We start from the raw sequence: 19,545 nt of genomic DNA on the forward strand, positions 1-19,545 counted from the left end.
TTAACTCCTCTCGATCGTAGCCCCATTGGACTCACAAACTTTTTTATACCAGTAGTAAGATGATTTTGGTTTTCTTTCAAAGTTATTTTCAAAATCTACGCCGACTAATCCATAACGTTTTTCATGACCATTCTTCCAAGAATAAAGATCCATGGTTGACCAGATAAAATAGCCTAATACCTCTGCTCCGTCGTCAATTGCGTTTAGAATCGCATTAATATGTTCATTTAAGAAATGGATGCGGCCTTGATCATCAACGGATTGCTCATTTGGCACAGCTTCATAAAAAGCTACGCCGTTTTCTGTTATATAGATTGGCAGCTTGTATTTTTCATAGGCGCGCATAATTCCATGGTATAACCCCTGCGGGTAAATCTCCGTATCCCATTCGGTATAAGTGGAATCCGGATTGTCAAATACCTGTTCAAACCAGCCTTTTACGACCACTTTACTGGAGCCTTTTGCTTCGGATCCTTTATTATTGATGCGTAAAATGGTTTCTCCGCCGGTATACGGCTTAATCAGTGCTCTTGCATAATAGTTCAACCCGACAAAATCGACCGTATTGTGCTTGATTGCTTCAAAATCAGCTTCCTTCATAAAGCTTAAATCATATTTTTCATGCAGCATAGACAGCATATCAATCGGAATCTCGCCTTTAATGGCAGTGTCTAAAATCCAGTTATTAAAATAGTTATCTGCTTTTCGCATCGCAATTTTTGTTTCCAGGCTGTCATCCACGCCAAAAATAGGAGCATAACTATGAACAATTCCTATTTGGCCCTTCATTTTCATTTCCCGAAATAATTCTACGGTTAAAGCATTGGCAAGCATCATATAAAAAGAAGCTTGAATCGTTTTTTGTGTGTCATCTAATCCAGGTGGATAATTTCCTATTTTATAGCCGCTGAAGACATAGTATCTCGGCTCGTTAAAGGTAGACCAGTAGGTTACTTTATCTCCATATTCCTTGAAGCAGACCTTTGCATAGTCTACATAGGCATCACAAATTTCACGTTCAGCCCAGCCGCCTTTGTCTTCGAGATATTGAGGCAGGTCCCAGTGGAATAGGGTAACAAATGGCTCGATCCCATTTTTTAAGCATTCATCGATGAGATTATGATAAAACTGGACTCCCTCTGGATTCACTTCACCCTTATCATTTTTGATTATTCTGGGCCAGGCGATGGAAAAACGGTAAGCTTTATGTCCGCCTTCCTTCATTAAGCGAATATCTTCTTTGTATTTATGATAATGATCGGAGGCATCATTGCCGTTTTCCAAATTATTTTCATGCAGGTAGACGTCCCATAAGGAAGGCACTCTTCCTCCTTCATTCCATCCTCCTTCACATTGGTAGGATGCTGTCGCTGTTCCCCATAAAAAGTTTTTATCTATCATTTTTTTACCCCGCTTTCAAATTTTTTATAAATATCCATCACTTCATTAGCCAAATCAATGGTAAGCTGTCCCATGATAAAATGATCTTCGCTATGCATTAATAATAGGGACATCTCTGTTTTGTCTCCTCCTGCTTCCTTTTGAATCATGTCTGTATGTGTTTTTTGAGCAAGAAGTAATTCTTCTTTTCCCAGTTCAATGCTTTCCCTTGCCTTTTCCCAATCTCCAGACTTCGCAAAAGAAATCGCTTCCATTCCATGACTGCGAGCATTTCCACTATGCAGAATCAGTCCAAATGAAACTGCTTCTGTTTCTTCATTTAAACTCATTGTATTGACACCTCTCTATCTGTTCTCTACGTAATTAATCATAACTTTAATAGAATTGCGAAGTGAAATAATTATTTGCCTATCTAATTAGGAAAATCAAGAAACACCAGTATTAAATAACTGCTTATCAGAGTACTAAAGATGAGTTTCTCATGCTCGGGCATTTATCGGAATGGTGATTAATTTGAATGATTAATTCTATTGCTTTTCAAAATAAGAGTGATTATGATTAAATATAAGTAATCATTATCTGTAAATGACTCCTCTCTCTATAATCAATATTCTCTACAAAATAATTGGTTAATAAATCAATTTTTAATGATAAGGGAGGATATTATGAACAAGCGGCAAACGAAGCTCGTACAGTATCTTGTCAGTCAAAATGATTGGGTAAAAGGGAATCAATTAGCAGTCTATTTAAACGTAAGCGCTCGTACGATACGTAATGATATTCAAAATCTGCAGTTGTCAGGGTTTAAAATAAGCTCTTCTAAAACTTATGGGTACCGTATAGAGGAATTATCTGAAACAGCACGATATTTAGAAAAAAAGAGTGAATTTCCTGAAAGTGCATATGATCGCATGGTATATATTCTAAAAAGGCTTCTTCATGTTTCCCAGCAGCAAAATATATTTGATTTAGCGGATGAATTATTTGTAAGTGAATCAACCATTGAAAAAGACTTATACCGAATGAAGGATTTTATCACTAATACAGAGAGTAAGGTAAAACTGGAAAGAGTAGAAAATGCCATTTTACTTGAAGGAAGTATGCGGGCTAAAAGAACATTGTGGTCGAAACTAATCTTCAATGAAATAAAAGAAGATCTGTTTGATATTTATGAGCTGGAAAATCATTTTAACGAAATAAACCTAAAAGATATTAAGCATATTCTCTTTGAAGTGCTTTCTGAACATAAAATTCGTTTAAATGACCTATCTATGATTAATATGGTCATTCATGTTGCAATCATACTTGATACCATAATAAGAAAGGAAAGGACGATTCCTACTACTGAAGTTGATTATACCAGTTCTTCAGACGAACTGGCTGCCTCTGAAAAAATCTGTAATAAATTGGGGGATTTGTACGATATAACCATCCCTCTGCCGGAAATTAAATATATTGCTATATTAATTGGGGGGAAGAAAAGCTATTATAACGATACTTTAAAACAACCCCAAAAAATAGGAGACAACCGCTTTTCAAAACTTGCGGAAGAGTTAATTCAATCTATCAGCAATAAATTTTTAATCGATTTAAGTGAAGACGAAAAATTGCACATTGATCTTTCTATCCATTTGAAATCACTTTATAATCGCAATCAACGCGGGGTCGAAATTCATAACCCTGTTTTAATGGAAACACAAAGGAAATTTCCATTAATTTATGATATGGGCATATTTATGGGACTGCAATATGAGTTAAAAACGAAGCAAAAATTAAATGAAGATGAAATTGGTCTGCTGACACTCCACCTATGTATTGCTTTTGAACGTCTTGCAAAAGAAAGACAAGCAAAGAAACGGATCGCCATTCTTTGCCCGACAGGCTTTACAACCAGCCGCTTATTGAAAGCAAAATTAGAAAATATCTATGAGGATAAAATTGACCAATTAGAGCTATTTTCACTTTCTGATAGCTGGGAAGCAATTCACCAATTTCATCCCGACCTGGTCCTTACGACTTCACGGGTACCTAAGGACTTTCCTTTTCTCACCATCGAAGTAACACCTTTTCTATCTGAAAATGAAATTGAAAAGTTAGATACCTATATTCAGCCAAAAGAAAAAACAAAGATTAATCAGGAGATTGCCTCCTATTTTAATAAGCATTTGTTTTTCCCTGACATGAAAGCTCAGACACCGAATGAAGTGATTGATTTTCTCTCAAATGAATTAGAAAAGTTAGATATTGTCCCGCCAAATTATAATAAATTAATTTGGGCACGTGAAGCAATCTCATCTACTGCTTTTGGAAATTTAATCGCTTTACCACACCCTATTGAAAAAGTAGCTAGCAAAACAATGATTGCAGTTTGCACATTAAATCAACCAATTCAATGGAATAATCAAAAAGTGCAGTTGGTCTTATTATTTGCTCTTGCAAATGATAAAAGTGAACTGATGGATAGCTTATTCAGAGAAATTATTGATATGTTAGACAGCCCTAAAAAAGTCAAACAAATCCTTCAGGCTAAGGATTATAAATCTTTCATAGAATTGCTTGGATGATATGAGTTGCATAAAAAAATGATTTAAAACATGATACAGATTTTTATTTAATGGCAACGAACTTCTTAAGTTCGTTGCCTTCGTATTTTTCTAACCTGGAATCTTATTTACAGTTTTATCAATAAAATACGGATGTCTAAATGTCGATTCAGATTCATTATCATTGCTGTCATGCTTGCTATCTTTATATTTATGATAAAAACTCTTTACTTACTTTTAAGAAGATAAACTGGATTAATTGATGCATTGTGGAATATCTGAAGTAAACTAAGAAAAACTGCCCCTCTCCGCTTGTTCCCTCTTTCTCTATCTCAATTAGAGCATATCTGATAAATTGTATTCCTGTTTATAAATGCCTTTATAACACTCGAAAAAAAACGATATACTTTTTCAATATTCCAGCGTAGACTAGCTGGTGATGCCCCTAATTTGATCTATATACCTTTCTGTACCACACAAAGTGAGATGTTGTTTTTTATTTGTAAAAATAGTCACCGATTGCTCAAAAAAATTAACGACATATTTTTGCAAGCTCCAAGTTATTACTTTATTAATAAACTGATAGTTTATTATTTCATTAAATTAAGAATATTTTACAAAAGTGTTACTATTATGTTACATTAGTTATAGTAGTTATTTTTTGATAGAAACTATTATAAAAATAGAATCATTTTATAACTACTGTTAAAAAAATACATATAGGGGGTAACAAAATGAAAGGGAAACGTTTAACGCTAGTTGCTTTTCTTGCGGTTCTTTTTATGTTCGGTACAACACCATCGGTTTTTGCTGCAGACAATCTGAATTGTTCTGATTTTGATACGCAGCCAGAAGCTCAGGCACATTTAGATGCCGATCCGAGTGATCCGGATGGATTGGACCGAGATAAAGATGGAATTGCTTGTGAGAACTTGCCTCAAGGCGACTCTACTGCCAGCAATGACGATGCAAACGAATCAGAAGAAGTTTCTGAGGACACATCTGCTGATGAATCTACTTCCTCTGAAGATGCTGCTGCATCTGAAGAAGAAACATCATCTGAAGATACTACGTCTACAGAAGAAGCTGCATCATCCGATGATGAAACTACAAAAGATGAATCTGCTTCCTCTGATGAAGAAGGCGGCGAGCTGCCGAATACCGCAACAGCTTTACCACTTGGTATCCTAGGTGGATTAGGTGCTATGATTCTTGGCGGACTTGGTTTGCGCAAGCGTCAATAAAATGTTAGATAGGCAGGCGATTCAATCGTCTGCCTTTCTCTCATGTAAGGGGGATAAACAAATGATTCGTAAATTATCGCTGCTCTTGATTGCGGTTGGCTTTCTTGTTGTTGTTTACAGCGGCTGGAATTACTTTCAAGCAACGCAATCGATTCAGGAAATACCAGAGAAGTCAGAAGCGGTTGAGGCAGCAGCTATTAATATACCGGAAAAAAATATACCAGAAAAAATTGATGAGGAAGAGACAGTTAATCCATCCACACTCAATTATGAGATAGACGCCGGTTCAGAGATAGCCATGCTGGATATTCCAGCTATGAATAAACGTTTTATAACATATTGGGGAGCAGATGAAAGCACCCTCGATCAAGGCGTGGGGATGTATGTGAGTGAGTGGACAACCGTTCCAAATCGCGAAGGCGGGCATACGGTACTATCCGGACATCGTGACACTGTCTTTACTGGTCTAGATGAGCTTGGACAAGGGGACATATTGGAAGTCCATTACGACGGCGAAACCTTTGAATATGAAATTAATAAGACATGGATTACCGATGCAGAGGATCGTACTGTTATTGTCGAGAAAGAGGAGCCGACATTGACGCTGACAACATGCTATCCGTTTGATTTTATCGGGTATGCGCCTGATCGTTATATTATAGAAGCTACGCTTGTTGAGTGAACGGGCGGAAAACTGATCCGCCCCAGTATGGTGTTTGGCAGAGATAATTTAATAGAATGAAATAGACACATTCTAATTAATCTGCTTAGTCAAAAAGAAAAGTTACTATGGTAAGGTATAAGTAATTCATTTAACTGTCATTATAACTTTTTCTATTCTATATACAAAGAAAATCTATACATCATTCCTAGACAAGATTTTTTCGCGGACATAACTAAGATGTTTATACATCTCTTTAAATGATTGAACTGGATCTCTGTTCTTTAATGCTTCATAAATCGCTGTATGATAACCAATTGTTATCTCTGGTTCACGAAATGGTATAAGGCTATCCGTTTTTTCATGAGCCATCAATAAAGAATCAATCATACCCTCTACTACAGGATTATTTGCACTTTCAGCAATTATACTATGAAATTTTTTATCATATTGTCCATAGTTGTTATCTACATTTGCTTTAATGCTATCAATCGTCCCCCTCAACTCCTCTAGCTGCTCCTCTGTAATTTTCTCTGCTGCAATTGTTACTAGCCCTAATTCTAACGTCATTCTAGCTTCGATAATAGCTGGAATATTATTGATTGACAATGCTAACATTGCTTTGAAGGGACTGCTTCCAACCTTTTCATTTATGTATGTCCCCCCTCGCGGCCTCCGCTTAACAATTTCTAATGTTTCCAAAGAGCTAAGCGCCTCTCTTAATACCGGTCTGCTCACATCAAGGTCATTCATTAATGTTAATTCAGATGGAAGCTTATCTCCAGGGTGAAGTTGTCCATCCATCAGCATAGAAATAATATGTTCTAAAACTTGCTTGGATAATGTATTTCTTTGTATCGGATTCTTATTAAATTCAACCAAGTCAATCTTCCTTTCTTTAATATAGATAATTTATCAGTACTAATCATTATATTGTTCAAAAAATTGAATGCTGATATAATCCTTCTCTTAAGGAACATCCATATTCTGTTGAAATTTATTACTATAAAAATGCATATCTTTTATATAGAACTATTGAATGCCATTATACACTATATTGAAATAAGTTTTCTACCGGCTATGGCTTAAACATTTGTAAGCATACAAAAATACCAAAATCAGCAATATTCAACAGCTGATTTTGGTATTTAATGAAACCTGCATTTTGTTAAATTTTTATTCCAATGCACCTATAAAAAATTTTTTTAAATTTTCAGGATACACTTATCGCACAAGGCATGGACGCTTGTTATCAAATTCCCACCCAGAAACTAAGTACTTCATCGCTTTTGCGTCATCTCTTGCACCCAACGCTTCTTTATGATAAATTTCATTAGCTTTCCACACTTGCTCCATATCAATTTCTACTCCAAGTCCTGGTTTATTCGGAACAGCAATTTTACCTCCCTCTATTTTGAAAGGATCTTTCGTTAAACGTTCAATCCCTTCCTGCCAAATCCAATGCGTATCAATCGCAGTAATATTCCCTGGCGCAGCAGCAGCTACATGAGTAAACATCGCAAGAGAAATATCTAAATGGTTATTTGAATGTGAACCCCATGTTAAACCAAATTCATTACATAACTGTGCAACTCTTACTGATCCTTCCATTGTCCAAAAATGCGGATCAGCTAACGGGATTGAAACACTGTCTAATTGCAATGCATGTCCTAACTGTCTCCAATCTGTTGCAACCATATTTGTAGCTGTTGGCAGCTCTGTAGCTTTTCGAAATTCTGCCATCACTTCTCTTCCGGAATATCCATTTTCAGCGCCGCACGGGTCTTCTGCGTATGTTAAAATTCCATGCATATCCTTACACAATGAAATAGCTTCATCAAGTGACCATGCTCCATTAGGATCCAGTGTAATACGAGCATCAGGGAAACGATTTTTTAAAGCTTTAATAGCTTCTATTTCCTCGCTTCCTGATAATACTCCACCTTTTAATTTAAAGTCTTTAAATCCATATAATTCATAAGAAGCTTCCGCTAATCGCACAATTGCTTCAGGTGTCAATGCTTCTTCATGGCGCAGCCGGTACCAATCATTCTGAGCATTGTCTCCAGATTCGTAAGGTAAATCTGTTTTATTTCGATCGCCAATATAAAATAAATATCCAAGTGTCTCCACTTCATCACGCTGTTGACCGTCACCAAGAAGTGCTGCAACAGGTACATTTAAATGCTTGCCTAATAAATCTAAAAATGCAGCTTCTACTGCTGTCACAGCATGAATTGTTGTTCTTAAATCAAAAGTTTGTGCACCCCTGCCGCTATTATCCCGATCGGCATATGTGCTTCGAACTTTATTCAGTACAGCTTTATAATTACCAATAGTTTCTCCTATAATTAATTGTTTTGAGTCTTCCAATGTTTGACGTATTTTTTCCCCGCCCGGCACTTCTCCAATTCCTTTTTGACCACTTGAATCTTCAATAATGATTATATTTCTAGTAAAGTATGGCGCATGTGCACCGCTTAAATTCAATAGCATACTATCTTTTCCAGCTACTGGGTATACTTCCATTTGTGTAACAGTTGGTGTATTCATGATTATCAATCTCCCTTTATATTATTTATTTTAAAAAAATACTTTGCCAGCTATATGTCGAAATACATTTATACATAAGCAATCTGCAAGACTTTCTTTCTAGAAAGCTGATTGTCCTTCATATTCCTAAAAATTTGGGTTTCATTTATTTACAATCCTGTTTTCAGAAAAGACTAACCTATAACCATATTCAAAATATATACGCCAATCAGTCCCAATATGGATAATGCAGTGGTATACGTCGTTCTAACCTTAATTGCTTGAGCTACTGTGAGATTAAAATATTCTTTAAATAACCAGAAACCTGGATCATTTACATGCGAAAACGCAATACTGCCAGTGGTAACAGCAAGAACCATCATTTCTAAACTTGTGCCCGAAGATTCAACAAGTGGAAGTACGATACCAGCAGCTGTCATTACAGCTACAGTAGCTGATCCTAGAGCAGTACGCATAATAACAGCAATCAACCATGCAAGTAATATGGGGGAAATTGCCCAACCATCTGTTAGTGATTGAATATAATCAGCAACACCGCTATCTACAAGTATCTGTTTAAAGGCTCCTCCAGCTCCAATGACCAATATAATGATTGCCATTGGTTTAACACTATCAACACATGATTGCATGACATCTTCTAATGAACGGCCAATTCTTATCCCCAGGACATAAAAAGAAAGCAATAATGCAATTAATAATGCAATTGGTGCTGATCCAAAGAACATCATAACATTCAAAAAAGGATGGCCTTCTGGTAAAGCAATTTCAGCAGCCCCTAATACTGCCATTAAAAAAACAGGGATAAGCGCTGATATAACACTTGCACTAAAACTCGGCATTTCTTCTTCTTTAAATTCTTTTGTACTTATTAGTCCTTCAGGAATCGATGGATTCATCTTTTTTACGATACTTAATCTTGGCCATAATAAAGCAATCAATGCTCCTACTGGAATAGCTATAATAAGGCCATACAGGAGGGTTAACCCCATACTTGCATCAAATACCCCAACGACTGCTGCCGGACCAGGATGCGGCGGTAAAAAACTATGTGTTGTTGATAAACCGATTGACATCGTTAATCCAACATAAAGTAAGTTCAAATTTGTTTGACGAACAATAGTGAAAACTAAAGGAATTAATAAAACAAAAGCTACTTCGTAAAACATGGTAACACCAAGGATAAACGATACAATCAGCATCGCTACCTGCACGCGCTTGATTCCTAGCTTACCAATTAAAGTATTGGATATCCGCTGAGCAGCACCACTATCTGCCATAACTTTACCCAGCATTGCTCCAAACCCAAGTATTAGAATAAGGTCATTCAGCTGTCCCCCAATTCCATCTGAAATAGATTCCATTACAGTATTTAATGGCATTCCTTCTAATAGTCCAACTAGTATGGCTACTAAGATTAATGCTATAAACCCATTAAACTTTAATGGAATCATTAAAATTAAAAGAAACACAACACCTAACGCAACAATCAACAAAGGCAATTTTTGACACTCCTTACAAAGATAAATTGATTCTATATCATGTTGCAGTACATTTATTTGCTAATTTCATGCTCATGATGCTCAAACGAATCGCCTATGTAATTGGTTTGTTTTAAAGCTCTAGTTATCATTCTATTAATTGAACACCTAGTATATTTACAAATTAGTAGATTGTAATATGACATCTAAAAAACAAATTTTATACTCCAACAAAATATGTAATAATTCGTACATCTTTATTCATTCTTTCTTAAAATGCAGAAAAGGTATTAAGTTAAACCTTTCATTAAAAATGTAATCTCTTCGGCATTTAAAAAATCAGTACTCCTAAAAATACTCGAAACCGCATACATAAAAGAGATATTAAATTTTATCTATTATACATACAATAGTATTGTTTTGGGAGGAATTCATATATCTTTTCAAACAAATACGGACTGGGGACAAAAGTGTTTATACCAGGTAATTTCAAGCCATATATTGTATAGCTAGACACTTTAGAAATATACTTTGCTTTATTTGTTGATTGTTCTTTTGAATCTAATATTACCTTTTGTCCCAGTCTGACTCGAAACGTGTAAAACTTAAAAACTCATTCATAATTAACATGTAACGGTTATCCATACATCGCTATAATAACGGTTCTGCTATATCTTAACTATCAGCCTATTCAACCTTTCAAGCAGGGTATTAAAAGGACTTTATCAGGATTTTACCGGCAACATAAAATCGAAATCACAACCTTCATCTGCTTGCAAGACATGTTTACGATAGAGCCATTTATAACCTCTTTCATCATCAAACTCAGGTTTCTGCCAACCTTGTTTACGTTTTTCAAGCACTTCATCTGAAACATCCAGATTCAAAATGCGATTTTCAATATCCAGCTCTATTATATCGCCATCTTCTATCAATCCAATTGGTCCACCTACAGCTGCTTCCGGTGCCACGTGTAGAATAACGGTTCCAAAAGCTGTACCACTCATTCGACAATCTGATAAACGAACCATATCACGAACACCTTGTTTTAATAGTTTTCCAGGTATCGGAATCATTCCAGCTTCAGGCATTCCTGGCGCTCCAACAGGACCAGCATTTTGGAGAACAAGTACACTATCTTTTGTAACTTCTAAATCCGGATCATTTATTCTCGCTTCCATATCTTCTAACGAAGTAAATACAACAGCTTCTCCTTTATGCTTCATCAATGTTTTATCGATGACTGCCTTAGGTTTAATGATTGATCCATTTGGTGATAAATTACCTCTTAAAACAGCAATTCCTCCATCTGCATGCAACGGATCATCCAATGGTTTAATTATATCGCGATACACCTCTTCAATAGTTACAGAAGATAGGTTCTCTTTTATTGTTTTTCCAGTCACCGTCATTTCATTCACATTTAACAGCGGCTCTAATTCTTTTAAAACGGCAGGTATCCCGCCAGCATAGTATAAATCCTCCATTTGGTACTTACCAGCTGGTCTCATATTAGCAATAAAAGGTGTTTCTTTACTTATTTTTTCAAATTGATCTAAATTCAATGTAATGCCCAGTCTTTTTGCCATTGCTGTTAGATGAATGACTGTATTCGTAGAACCGCCAATAGCCATCAATACTCTGATTGCATTCTCAAATGCTTCCTTCGTCATAATGTCTGAGGGTTTCATGTCTTTTTTCACTAGTCTAACAATTTCCCGGCCAGTTTCTCTTGCCATATGCATACGTTCATTAACTGTTGCAGGTGCAGCCGCTCCCCCTGGAAGCATCATACCTAAAGCTTCGGAGCAGGCAGCAATTGTACTTGCTGATCCCATCACCATACAATGTCCAGCAGTTGGAGCCAGCTGTTTATTGATTTCATTGATTTCTTTTTCATCTACCGTCCCTGCTTTATATTCCTGCCAGTAAAAACGGCAGTCAGAGCAGGCTCCCAAAGTTTTTCCTTTATATTTTCCATTATTCATTGGTCCGCCCGTAAATAAAATAGCAGGCTTATCAGCGCTTGCTGCCCCCATCAATTGGGCTGGCGCCATTTTGTCACAGCCGCCAATCAAAACAGTTCCATCAATTGGTTGTGCGGTAATCATCTCTTCCGTATCCATTGCAACTAAATTCCGATATAACATCGTTGTTGGGCTTGTAAACATCTCCCCTACTGACATGATCGGAAATTCCAAAGGAGTGCCGCCTTCCATAATAACTCCTTGTTTAATAGCTTCTACCATCGGCTGTATATGGGAGTGGCACCGGTTTACTTCACTAAATGTATTGCTTATTCCAATAACTGGTTTTTCATAATCTTCCTCGTCATGCCCCAAATGCCTTCTAAAAGCCATTTTCAAAAACTCACTAAACGCTTCATCACCATACGATGCATTTGATTTCTTCATCGTCATCTCTCCTCCCATTTAATTATCATCTTAGGATGCAAGCACTGCCGTACAGGTTTGAATCCCGAGCTTAGCATGTACTCACTATCACAGTTATTGTTCATCTAATTGGAAAGAAAGATATTTGTATTCCAAATAATCTTCAATTCCCTGTCTGCCGCCTTCTCGACCGACACCTGATTCCTTCACTCCGCCAAACGGAGCTTGGGCAACAGTTGGCATGGGATCATTTATGCCTACAATCCCATATTCCAAAGCTTCGCTGACTCTTACAATTCTAGAAGCATCCTTCGTAAATATATAAGAAGCAAGACCGTATTCACCACTGTTCGCCCGCTCTATCGCTTCTTCTTCTGTTGTAAACGAAAAAATAGGAGCAATAGGTCCAAATGTTTCTTCGTATGATATCTTCATATCATGTGTTGCGTTTACTAAGAGTGTTGGTTCAAAAAAGTTCCCTTTTGCGTATTCTCCATCGACAAGTCGCTTCCCGCCGACTAATACTTCTGCTCCTTTTTCTGTTGCATCCTGCACCTGTTTTTCTACTTTATCGACTGCATTATTATCGATTAATGGTCCGATTGTAACCCCTGTCTTCAGTCCGTCACCGACTATTAATTTCCTTATTTTTTCTGCAAACAATTCAGAAAAAGGCTTTACAATACTTTCATGGACATAAACACGATTCGTGCAAACGCACGTTTGCCCCGCGTTTCTAAATTTACTTGCAATCAAAGCTTCTGCAGCTTGCTCTAGATTAGCATCTTCAAATACAATAAATGGTGCATGTCCTCCAAGCTCGAGTGACAGCTTTTTCATCGTATCTGCAGATTGTCTTACTAGCTGTTTTCCTACTTCAGTAGAACCAGTAAATGTAATTTTACGAACATCAGGAGAATCCATTAAAGCTTTTGTGACCTTACTTGCAGATCCATGGAGTAAATTCACTACTCCCTTCGGAACTCCTGCATCATGACAGGCCTTAATGACTTCTACAGCTGTAAGTGGCGTGGAAGAAGCTGGTTTCAATACAACAGTACACCCTGCAGCCATGGCTGGAGCTATCTTCCTTGTAATCATTGCAATTGGGAAATTCCATGGCGTAATCGCTCCAACAACTCCAATCGGTTGGCGGATAACCGATAAACGTTTACTTGGAGACGATGCAGGAATGGTTTCTCCATAAATTCGTCTTCCTTCTTCTGCAAACCATTCTAAATAATCGATTGCTAAACTAATCTCCGCTTTTGACTCTTGCACAGGTTTCCCCATTTCCGTTGTAATCACTTCAGCAATCTCATCCGTTCTAGAACGTAAAATTTCAGCAACCCGATTTAAAAAATCATATCTTTCTTTTGCAGTTCGTTTAGACCAAGCAGGTAAAGCTTTTTTCGCAGCGTCAATTGCGAGCTTCGTTTCATGTTCTCCTCCTTTTGCGACTGTTCCAAGAAGTTGACCGGTAGTTGGACTAGTCACTTCTAAATTATCTTCTGAAGTTTCCCATGTCCCATTTATATAAAGCATCTTATCTCCTCTTTTCTATTCCTGCACCCTATGCAGAAAATTATTTGGTTGATTAGATTATTTTTCTTGATTTGCTGATAAAATTGTTGGGTCAGTCATTACTTCGATCAATGCTGGAAGTCCAGATGCAATCGCTCTTTCAAATGCGCTTGCAATATCTTCATTCTTTTCAACTCTTTCACCATGTCCACCAAAATTAATTGCATATTCTGCGAAGTTTGGATTTGTCAGTTTTGTTCCCACTACTCGTCCAGGGAATTTCGCTTCCTGATGCGTATGGATAGTTCCAAACATATTATTATTTACAACAATAGAGATGATAGGAACATCATAGCGTACAGCTGTTTCAAATTCTTGCGGAGTCATCATAAATCCGCCGTCACCTGAAATAGAAATGACTGTTTTATCTGGATGAGCTACTTTTACTCCAATAGCCGACGGCATCCCGTAACCCATCGCTCCTGATGTAGGTCCAAAATACGTACCTCCTTCATCATATTTGAAATAACGGGAAATCCACGAAAAGAAGTTACCTGCGTCACTTGTAATAACCGTATTCTTTGGCAGTTCATTTTGAATATAATGGATAACTGATTTCATATTTGCGTATTCTTTATTCTCCGTTAATTCAGGTGTTGAAAATTGTGTATACTTTTCGTTTGCTTCTGTTACTTTCTTTTGACGCTCCACATTCTCTTCCGGTTTAATCATGTTAAGAAGCTCTTTTAAAAATTCCTTTACATCGGAAACAATAGGTAATGACGGTGTATAAACTCTCCCCAAAGTATCTGGTGAAATATCTACATGAATCAAACGGCTATTTTGTTCATTTATTAAAGAATAATCATCTGTTGTCATTTGCGAGAATTTAGTTCCAAGCGCTAAAACAAGATCACTATCTTGAATATATTCACTCAGAGACTTTCTAGCTCCCAACCCTAATGCACCAATATAATTTGGATGCGAATTCGGGAATGCATGGAAGCGTCTGAACGCTGTAGCTACGGGAATTTGCATTGCTTCTGCTAATGCAACAAGCTCTTGAGTAGCTTCTGATAGAATTACGCCTCCGCCAGCAATAATAACTGGTTTTTCAGCATTTTTTAGTTCTTCGGCAGCTTCTTGTACTGCATCTACATCAGGACGAATCGTAGTTACCTTTATTGGTTCATGTGTATCTCTAGTTACAATGTCATCTTGCATATCCTCTGGCAATGAAACCAGCACTGGTCCAGGCCTTCCTGAACGTGCTACATGAAAAGCACGGTGCAGAATTTCCGGGATACGGTCAGCATCATCGATTTCTACTGTCCATTTACATAAATCTTTAAAGAATGAAACAAAATCTACTTCTTGAAATGCTTCACGGCCTCTATACGGACGTTCAACCTGTCCAATCAATGCTACAAGAGGAGTAGAATCTTGCTGCGCAGTATGTAGCCCAATCGACAAATTCGTTGCACCCGGACCTCTTGTTGCTGTACAAACACCTACACCACCTGCAGCTTTCGCATAACCTTCAGCCATAAATGAGGCGCCGCCCTCTTGTCTCGCAGAAATGAAATCGATTTCATTTTCTTCGTAAAAAGCATCCAGTACATTCAAATAACTTTCTCCAGGAACGCCAAAAACTTTCGTTACACCTTCTTTTTTCAAAACATCAACAATCGCTTGACCACCAGTTCTTTTTTTTACTTTAATATCGCTCTGACTAACTTGTGTCATTTCTTTTCCACCTTTGCTATTATTTTTAATTCATCACATAAAATTTCTTTCTAATATTAACTCCATGTACTGCCTCCTTCTGATTAGTAATATTTGAAGGTTGCAATATAAACTCTTAATGATTTGATTTTAATTGTAAGACATTAATAATTGTTTGTCAATAATCATTATTTAATCTTCTGATTATTATTTCATCAATGATTTATTTTATTTAGTGAAAACCCATAACCACACAAATAGATGACTCCCATGTTAATGCGGAAGTCATCTAGCACCAGCTTAAATCTTTTAGAAAGTAGAATTTTCATGTGAAAAGTTATACATCTATTCTAGACATAATTTTTTCTCGTACATAACGAAGATGTTGATACATTTCTGTAAACGCCATAATCGGATCTTTCTTTTTTAAAGCCCTGTAAATCGCTTCGTGATATTCAACTGTTATCTTTCGCTCACGGAAGGGTATCAAGCTATCAGTTTTTTCATGCGCAATTAGTAATGAGTCGATCATTCCTTCTACTACTGGATTATTTGCGCTCTGGGCAATAATTCTATGAAATTCGATATCTAACGCCCCATAATCATTATTCACGCTTTTTTCAATATCTCTGTTTATCTTCTTTAACAGATCTAATTGTTCATCAGTTATTTTTTCTGCTGCTAGAGTAACTAGCCCTAATTCTAAGGACATTCTTGCTTCAATAACAGCTGACACATTATTGATTGTTAATGCTAACATTGCTCTAAAAGGACTATTTCCTACTTTTTCATTGATATACGTTCCTCCACGCGGTCTTCTTTTGACAATTTCTAATGTTTCTAAAGAACTAAGTGCCTCTCTTAATACAGGGCGACTTACATCAAAATCATCCATTAATTTTAATTCAGACGGCAGCTTATCTCCCGGATGAAGCTGCCCATCCATCAACATGGAAATAATTTGGTTTAACACTTGTTGTGATAATGTATTTCTTTGTATTGTTCCTGTTTTAAATGCTTCCATTACCTTCACTCTCCTTGTACTTAGCAATCAGTATGTTAAAAAAATCACATGCTATATAACTCATTTGATTATTTAGTAAATTATGTAAATAAACTGCGGATAAATTACATCAAGGTTTATTATCATAATTATCGCTCGTAATTGTATGACAAATACATAAGTTTGTCAATTTCAATAATTTTCCAAAGAAGATATCATGTAAACCTTTCTCCTATATCACAGTTGTATATTTACTCCCTGCTATCTTTATCAACTGGAATTTTTATTTCTAAAGTTCTTTCCATTGACTTAAAGTCGATATAAAAAGAAGGATAGAGATTATATCCCTCTCCTTCTTAACATCATTAAAACTACCCATTATTTATAGATATCCGGTTAGTTACGTAACTGGTGCAGGATTAAATAAGGCTAAATCATTTCGAATACCACATTTATCTGCACAAGTTGTTTTCTTACCGCTAGCAGTAGCAATAATATCATGAAAAATTTCCCATCCTACGTCTTCAATTGTCGCTTTTCCTGTAGCAATCGTTCCCGCATTGATATCAATTAAATCATTCCATTGATTTTTTAATTCATTTCTTGTGGAAACCTTTAATACAGGTGCCATTGACAGATTATAAGGTGTTCCTCTGCCCGTTGTGAACACCTGTAAATGCATACCGGCAGCGAGCTGCAAAGTTCCACAAACAAAATCGCTTGCGGGCGTGGCTGCAAAATTTAGTCCTTTTTTTCGGACCTTTTCTCCTGGAGATAAAACATCTGTAATTGGAGATGTTCCAGATTTAATTACTGAACCAAGAGACTTTTCAACGACATTAGATAATCCGCCTTTTTTATTTCCTGGCGACGGGTTTGCTGACCTATCAACATCGCCTTTGTTTAAATATTTATCATACCAATCCATTTCTCTAACAAGAGCGTCCGCTACTTCGCGACTATCTGCTCTTGGTGTTAATAGATGGACCGCATCCCTAACCTCTGTTACTTCAGAAAACAAGACAGTTGCACCAGCTTTAACCAGCAAATCTGCCGCATACCCTACAGCTGGATTAGCTGTAACGCCTGAAAATGCATCACTTCCCCCACACTGAACACCTACTACTAATTCAGAGATTGGAAATTCTTCTCGCTCTCTTTTGTTTAGCCTTTCTAACCTTTCTTCAGCCATCTCCATAATAATTTGAATCATATTTGTGAAGCCATTTTGATCCTGTAACATTACAATATTATCATTATCTTTTCCATCATTTAATCGCGTTGGTTGAAGCTTTTCGCATCCTAAACCGACAACCATGATTTCCCCGCCAAAACTTGGATGTTTCGCTAGATTTTGAATGGTACGGATAGGAATTTTTGCATCACCAGCGTTTATTGCAACACCACAACCATAGTTATGGTTAATGGCAATAACATCTTCAACATTTGGGTACTTTGGAAGAAGTTCTTCCTTTATCTTTTGTACAGCAAACTCTAAAACCCCAACGACACATTGAACGCTTGTCGTTATCCCGAGTATATTCTTCACTCCAGCTGTACCATCAGAGTTTCTGTATCCTAAAAAAGTGTATTCTTCATCTAAGGGTTTCTTCGGTTCTGCTTTTCCGTAGGTTTTTAATGTATTTAGTTCTGGAGGTACTGGTAAATTCATTATGGCGTCTCTTATCCAGGATCCTTTTTCAATTCGATCTTTAGCATATCCAATAATTTCTCCGTATCGGATAATTTCTCCATCTTTTTCTATGTCCTCTAAAGCTACTTTATGCCCTTGAGGAATCATATTTTTTAATTCGAGACCACACTTAAAAACAGTTCCTTGCTTTAAACCTCCATTATTAACAATAATTGCAGTATTATCTATTTCTTTCACTTTAATATAAAGTGGTTCTATATCTTCTTGCATTTTCTCAAACCACCTCTCTGTTGTTTTTCAGTAAATGTATGAAATACACTAAACATATCATCACATTTTATTGTATATTTCATTACCCTGTAACTTCGTTTAATGCAGTAAGTAAGGCTTTAATATATCCAATGGAATAAGCAAATCCCAGGTTAGATGATTTCCAGCCGATATTCGAATTTGCCCATTTTTTATCTTGGTCTGCAATGTCACCTGCAAGGATAGGTACATGATCAGGATTTAGACAACCGTTAAAACCTACTTTTTTTAATTCCAGCAATATCTTAAACATATTCAAGTCCCCATCATCTAGTAAAGCTTCTTCAAATGCTCCGGCCGTCGGTAAACTTCCGCGCACATTTCTAAAATGCACTAAGAAAATCCTGTTTTTTCTACCAAAATGATTTATTTCATCAATGACTAATGGGGACCCACCTTCCTCCGCACGCGTACCGATGCAGTAAACAAAACCTACGTTTTCATTCGGAAAGTCATCAATTATCCTGTGTAAACCAAGTCCTCCGAAGGGAGAATCTGGATGTGGTGTATCAGATGGATGCATAGCTATATTCACACCATTTTCTTGAGCAGTCAGCACTAATTCTTTATAGGCCCTTTGAAAAGAACGCCACCACTTTTCCAGTTCTTCTAAAGTCGGACTTTCTGCTTTATCCTTCAATAAACCAACGCTCTCTCCTCTAGAGATGGCTCCGCCTCTTTGAATCGCTTGATAAGTCTGTGAACGACCATAAAATACATCGCCTTCAAATCGTTGTCTGACGATTTTTATATTTGCTTCTCCAAAGACTTTAATGGCATTTACGGAGTTTTCCAATTGCACCTCACTGCCATCTTGATTATCCATAAATGAATCGGTTATATTTGGCAAGGTAACTCTATTAATATCCATCCCCCATGAGCGGATTCTTCTTTGAAGTTTTAATAAACTATCCAAATCTGGAAACCCTTGTTCCTTCACACCTGCAAAAGAGTTCCCGTTCCCAAAATCAATCCTGTCCACACCTAGCTGGGACATTTGTTGTAAATCCAAATCTGTTAATTCAGTGGTGTTAACGGTTACGGACACTTTCATCAT

Annotated in this window: 14 protein-coding genes; 3 read left to right on the forward strand and 11 right to left on the reverse strand. The window is 36.8% G+C overall.

The window, feature by feature from the left end:
* The gene (locus MKY65_RS20050; protein WP_339185324.1) at nt 1-1,398 is read right to left on the reverse strand and encodes a glycoside hydrolase family 1 protein; all 1,398 of its coding nucleotides are present in this window, start codon (nt 1,396-1,398) and stop codon (nt 1-3) included.
* Entirely contained in the window at nt 1,398-1,730 is a 333-nt protein-coding gene (locus MKY65_RS20055; RefSeq protein WP_339180002.1) for a PTS lactose/cellobiose transporter subunit IIA, read from the reverse strand. Before MKY65_RS20055 ends, MKY65_RS20050 begins: the two co-directional genes overlap by 1 nt.
* 336 nt (nt 1,731-2,066) lie before the next feature.
* On the opposite strand from MKY65_RS20055, the gene MKY65_RS20060 reads away from it, so the two are divergent.
* From MKY65_RS20060 to MKY65_RS20070, 3 genes are all read left to right on the forward strand, one after another.
* Nucleotides 2,067-3,965: a BglG family transcription antiterminator gene (locus tag MKY65_RS20060; protein ID WP_339180004.1), complete on the forward strand. Its 1,899-nt coding sequence runs from the start codon at nt 2,067-2,069 to the stop codon at nt 3,963-3,965.
* 713 nt (nt 3,966-4,678) lie between these two features.
* Nucleotides 4,679-5,188 carry an excalibur calcium-binding domain-containing protein gene (locus tag MKY65_RS20065; protein WP_339180006.1) on the forward strand — a complete coding sequence of 170 codons (510 nt, stop codon included), beginning with the start codon at nt 4,679-4,681 and terminating at the stop codon, nt 5,186-5,188.
* A 61-nt stretch (nt 5,189-5,249) separates the two neighbouring features.
* On the forward strand, nt 5,250-5,870 hold the full coding sequence (locus MKY65_RS20070; protein ID WP_339180009.1) for a class D sortase: 621 nt from the start codon (nt 5,250-5,252) through the stop codon (nt 5,868-5,870).
* A gap of 174 nt (nt 5,871-6,044) precedes the next feature.
* Here the strand turns inward: MKY65_RS20070 and MKY65_RS20075 are convergent, their stop codons facing one another.
* The 9 genes from MKY65_RS20075 to MKY65_RS20115 all read right to left on the reverse strand — a co-directional run bounded on the left by MKY65_RS20075 (nt 6,045) and on the right by MKY65_RS20115 (nt 19,545).
* Nucleotides 6,045-6,731 (reverse strand): FadR/GntR family transcriptional regulator, encoded by a 687-nt coding sequence (locus tag MKY65_RS20075; protein WP_339180010.1) that lies wholly within the window; start codon nt 6,729-6,731, stop codon nt 6,045-6,047.
* Nucleotides 6,732-7,073: 342 nt separating this feature from the next.
* Complete coding sequence (gene gudD, locus MKY65_RS20080) at nt 7,074-8,402, reverse strand: glucarate dehydratase (protein ID WP_339180012.1); 1,329 nt, start codon at nt 8,400-8,402, stop codon at nt 7,074-7,076.
* 173 nt (nt 8,403-8,575) lie between these two features.
* On the reverse strand, nt 8,576-9,901 hold the full coding sequence (locus MKY65_RS20085; RefSeq protein WP_339180014.1) for a gluconate:H+ symporter: 1,326 nt from the start codon (nt 9,899-9,901) through the stop codon (nt 8,576-8,578).
* Between the two features lie 704 nt (nt 9,902-10,605).
* Nucleotides 10,606-12,294, reverse strand: coding sequence for a dihydroxy-acid dehydratase (locus MKY65_RS20090; protein ID WP_339180016.1), 1,689 nt, complete (start codon nt 12,292-12,294; stop codon nt 10,606-10,608).
* Nucleotides 12,295-12,387: 93 nt separating this feature from the next.
* A complete protein-coding gene (locus tag MKY65_RS20095) occupies nt 12,388-13,818 on the reverse strand; it encodes an NAD-dependent succinate-semialdehyde dehydrogenase (RefSeq protein ID WP_339180018.1) in 1,431 nt (476 codons plus the stop codon).
* Between the two features lie 57 nt (nt 13,819-13,875).
* Nucleotides 13,876-15,543, reverse strand: coding sequence for a thiamine pyrophosphate-dependent enzyme (locus tag MKY65_RS20100; protein ID WP_339180019.1), 1,668 nt, complete (start codon nt 15,541-15,543; stop codon nt 13,876-13,878).
* 316 nt (nt 15,544-15,859) lie between these two features.
* A complete protein-coding gene (locus tag MKY65_RS20105; RefSeq protein WP_339180021.1) occupies nt 15,860-16,546 on the reverse strand; it encodes a FadR/GntR family transcriptional regulator in 687 nt (228 codons plus the stop codon).
* Between the two features lie 379 nt (nt 16,547-16,925).
* Nucleotides 16,926-18,449 carry a galactarate dehydratase gene (gene garD / locus MKY65_RS20110; RefSeq protein WP_339180023.1) on the reverse strand — a complete coding sequence of 508 codons (1,524 nt, stop codon included), beginning with the start codon at nt 18,447-18,449 and terminating at the stop codon, nt 16,926-16,928.
* A gap of 82 nt (nt 18,450-18,531) precedes the next feature.
* On the reverse strand, nt 18,532-19,545 hold the full coding sequence (locus tag MKY65_RS20115) for a mannonate dehydratase (RefSeq protein WP_339180025.1): 1,014 nt from the start codon (nt 19,543-19,545) through the stop codon (nt 18,532-18,534).

Source organism: Oceanobacillus sp. FSL W7-1293 (genome assembly GCF_037969815.1).
Lineage (GTDB): Bacteria > Bacillota > Bacilli > Bacillales > Amphibacillaceae > Oceanobacillus > Oceanobacillus oncorhynchi.

What these genes read in the sequence shown, in the direction of transcription:
- MKY65_RS20055 (WP_339180002.1), bottom strand. Translation starts at nt 1,730, where the DNA reads ATGAGTTTAAATGAAGAAACAGAAGCAGTTTCATTTGGACTGATTCTG.
- MKY65_RS20060 (WP_339180004.1), top strand. Translation starts at nt 2,067, where the DNA reads ATGAACAAGCGGCAAACGAAGCTCGTACAGTATCTTGTCAGTCAAAAT.
- MKY65_RS20065 (WP_339180006.1), top strand. Translation starts at nt 4,679, where the DNA reads ATGAAAGGGAAACGTTTAACGCTAGTTGCTTTTCTTGCGGTTCTTTTT.
- MKY65_RS20070 (WP_339180009.1), top strand. Translation starts at nt 5,250, where the DNA reads ATGATTCGTAAATTATCGCTGCTCTTGATTGCGGTTGGCTTTCTTGTT.
- gudD (WP_339180012.1), bottom strand. Translation starts at nt 8,402, where the DNA reads ATGAATACACCAACTGTTACACAAATGGAAGTATACCCAGTAGCTGGA.
- MKY65_RS20090 (WP_339180016.1), bottom strand. Translation starts at nt 12,294, where the DNA reads ATGAAGAAATCAAATGCATCGTATGGTGATGAAGCGTTTAGTGAGTTT.
- MKY65_RS20095 (WP_339180018.1), bottom strand. Translation starts at nt 13,818, where the DNA reads ATGCTTTATATAAATGGGACATGGGAAACTTCAGAAGATAATTTAGAA.
- MKY65_RS20100 (WP_339180019.1), bottom strand. Translation starts at nt 15,543, where the DNA reads ATGACACAAGTTAGTCAGAGCGATATTAAAGTAAAAAAAAGAACTGGT.
- MKY65_RS20105 (WP_339180021.1), bottom strand. Translation starts at nt 16,546, where the DNA reads ATGGAAGCATTTAAAACAGGAACAATACAAAGAAATACATTATCACAA.
- garD (WP_339180023.1), bottom strand. Translation starts at nt 18,449, where the DNA reads ATGCAAGAAGATATAGAACCACTTTATATTAAAGTGAAAGAAATAGAT.
- MKY65_RS20115 (WP_339180025.1), bottom strand. Translation starts at nt 19,545, where the DNA reads ATGATGAAAGTGTCCGTAACCGTTAACACCACTGAATTAACAGATTTG.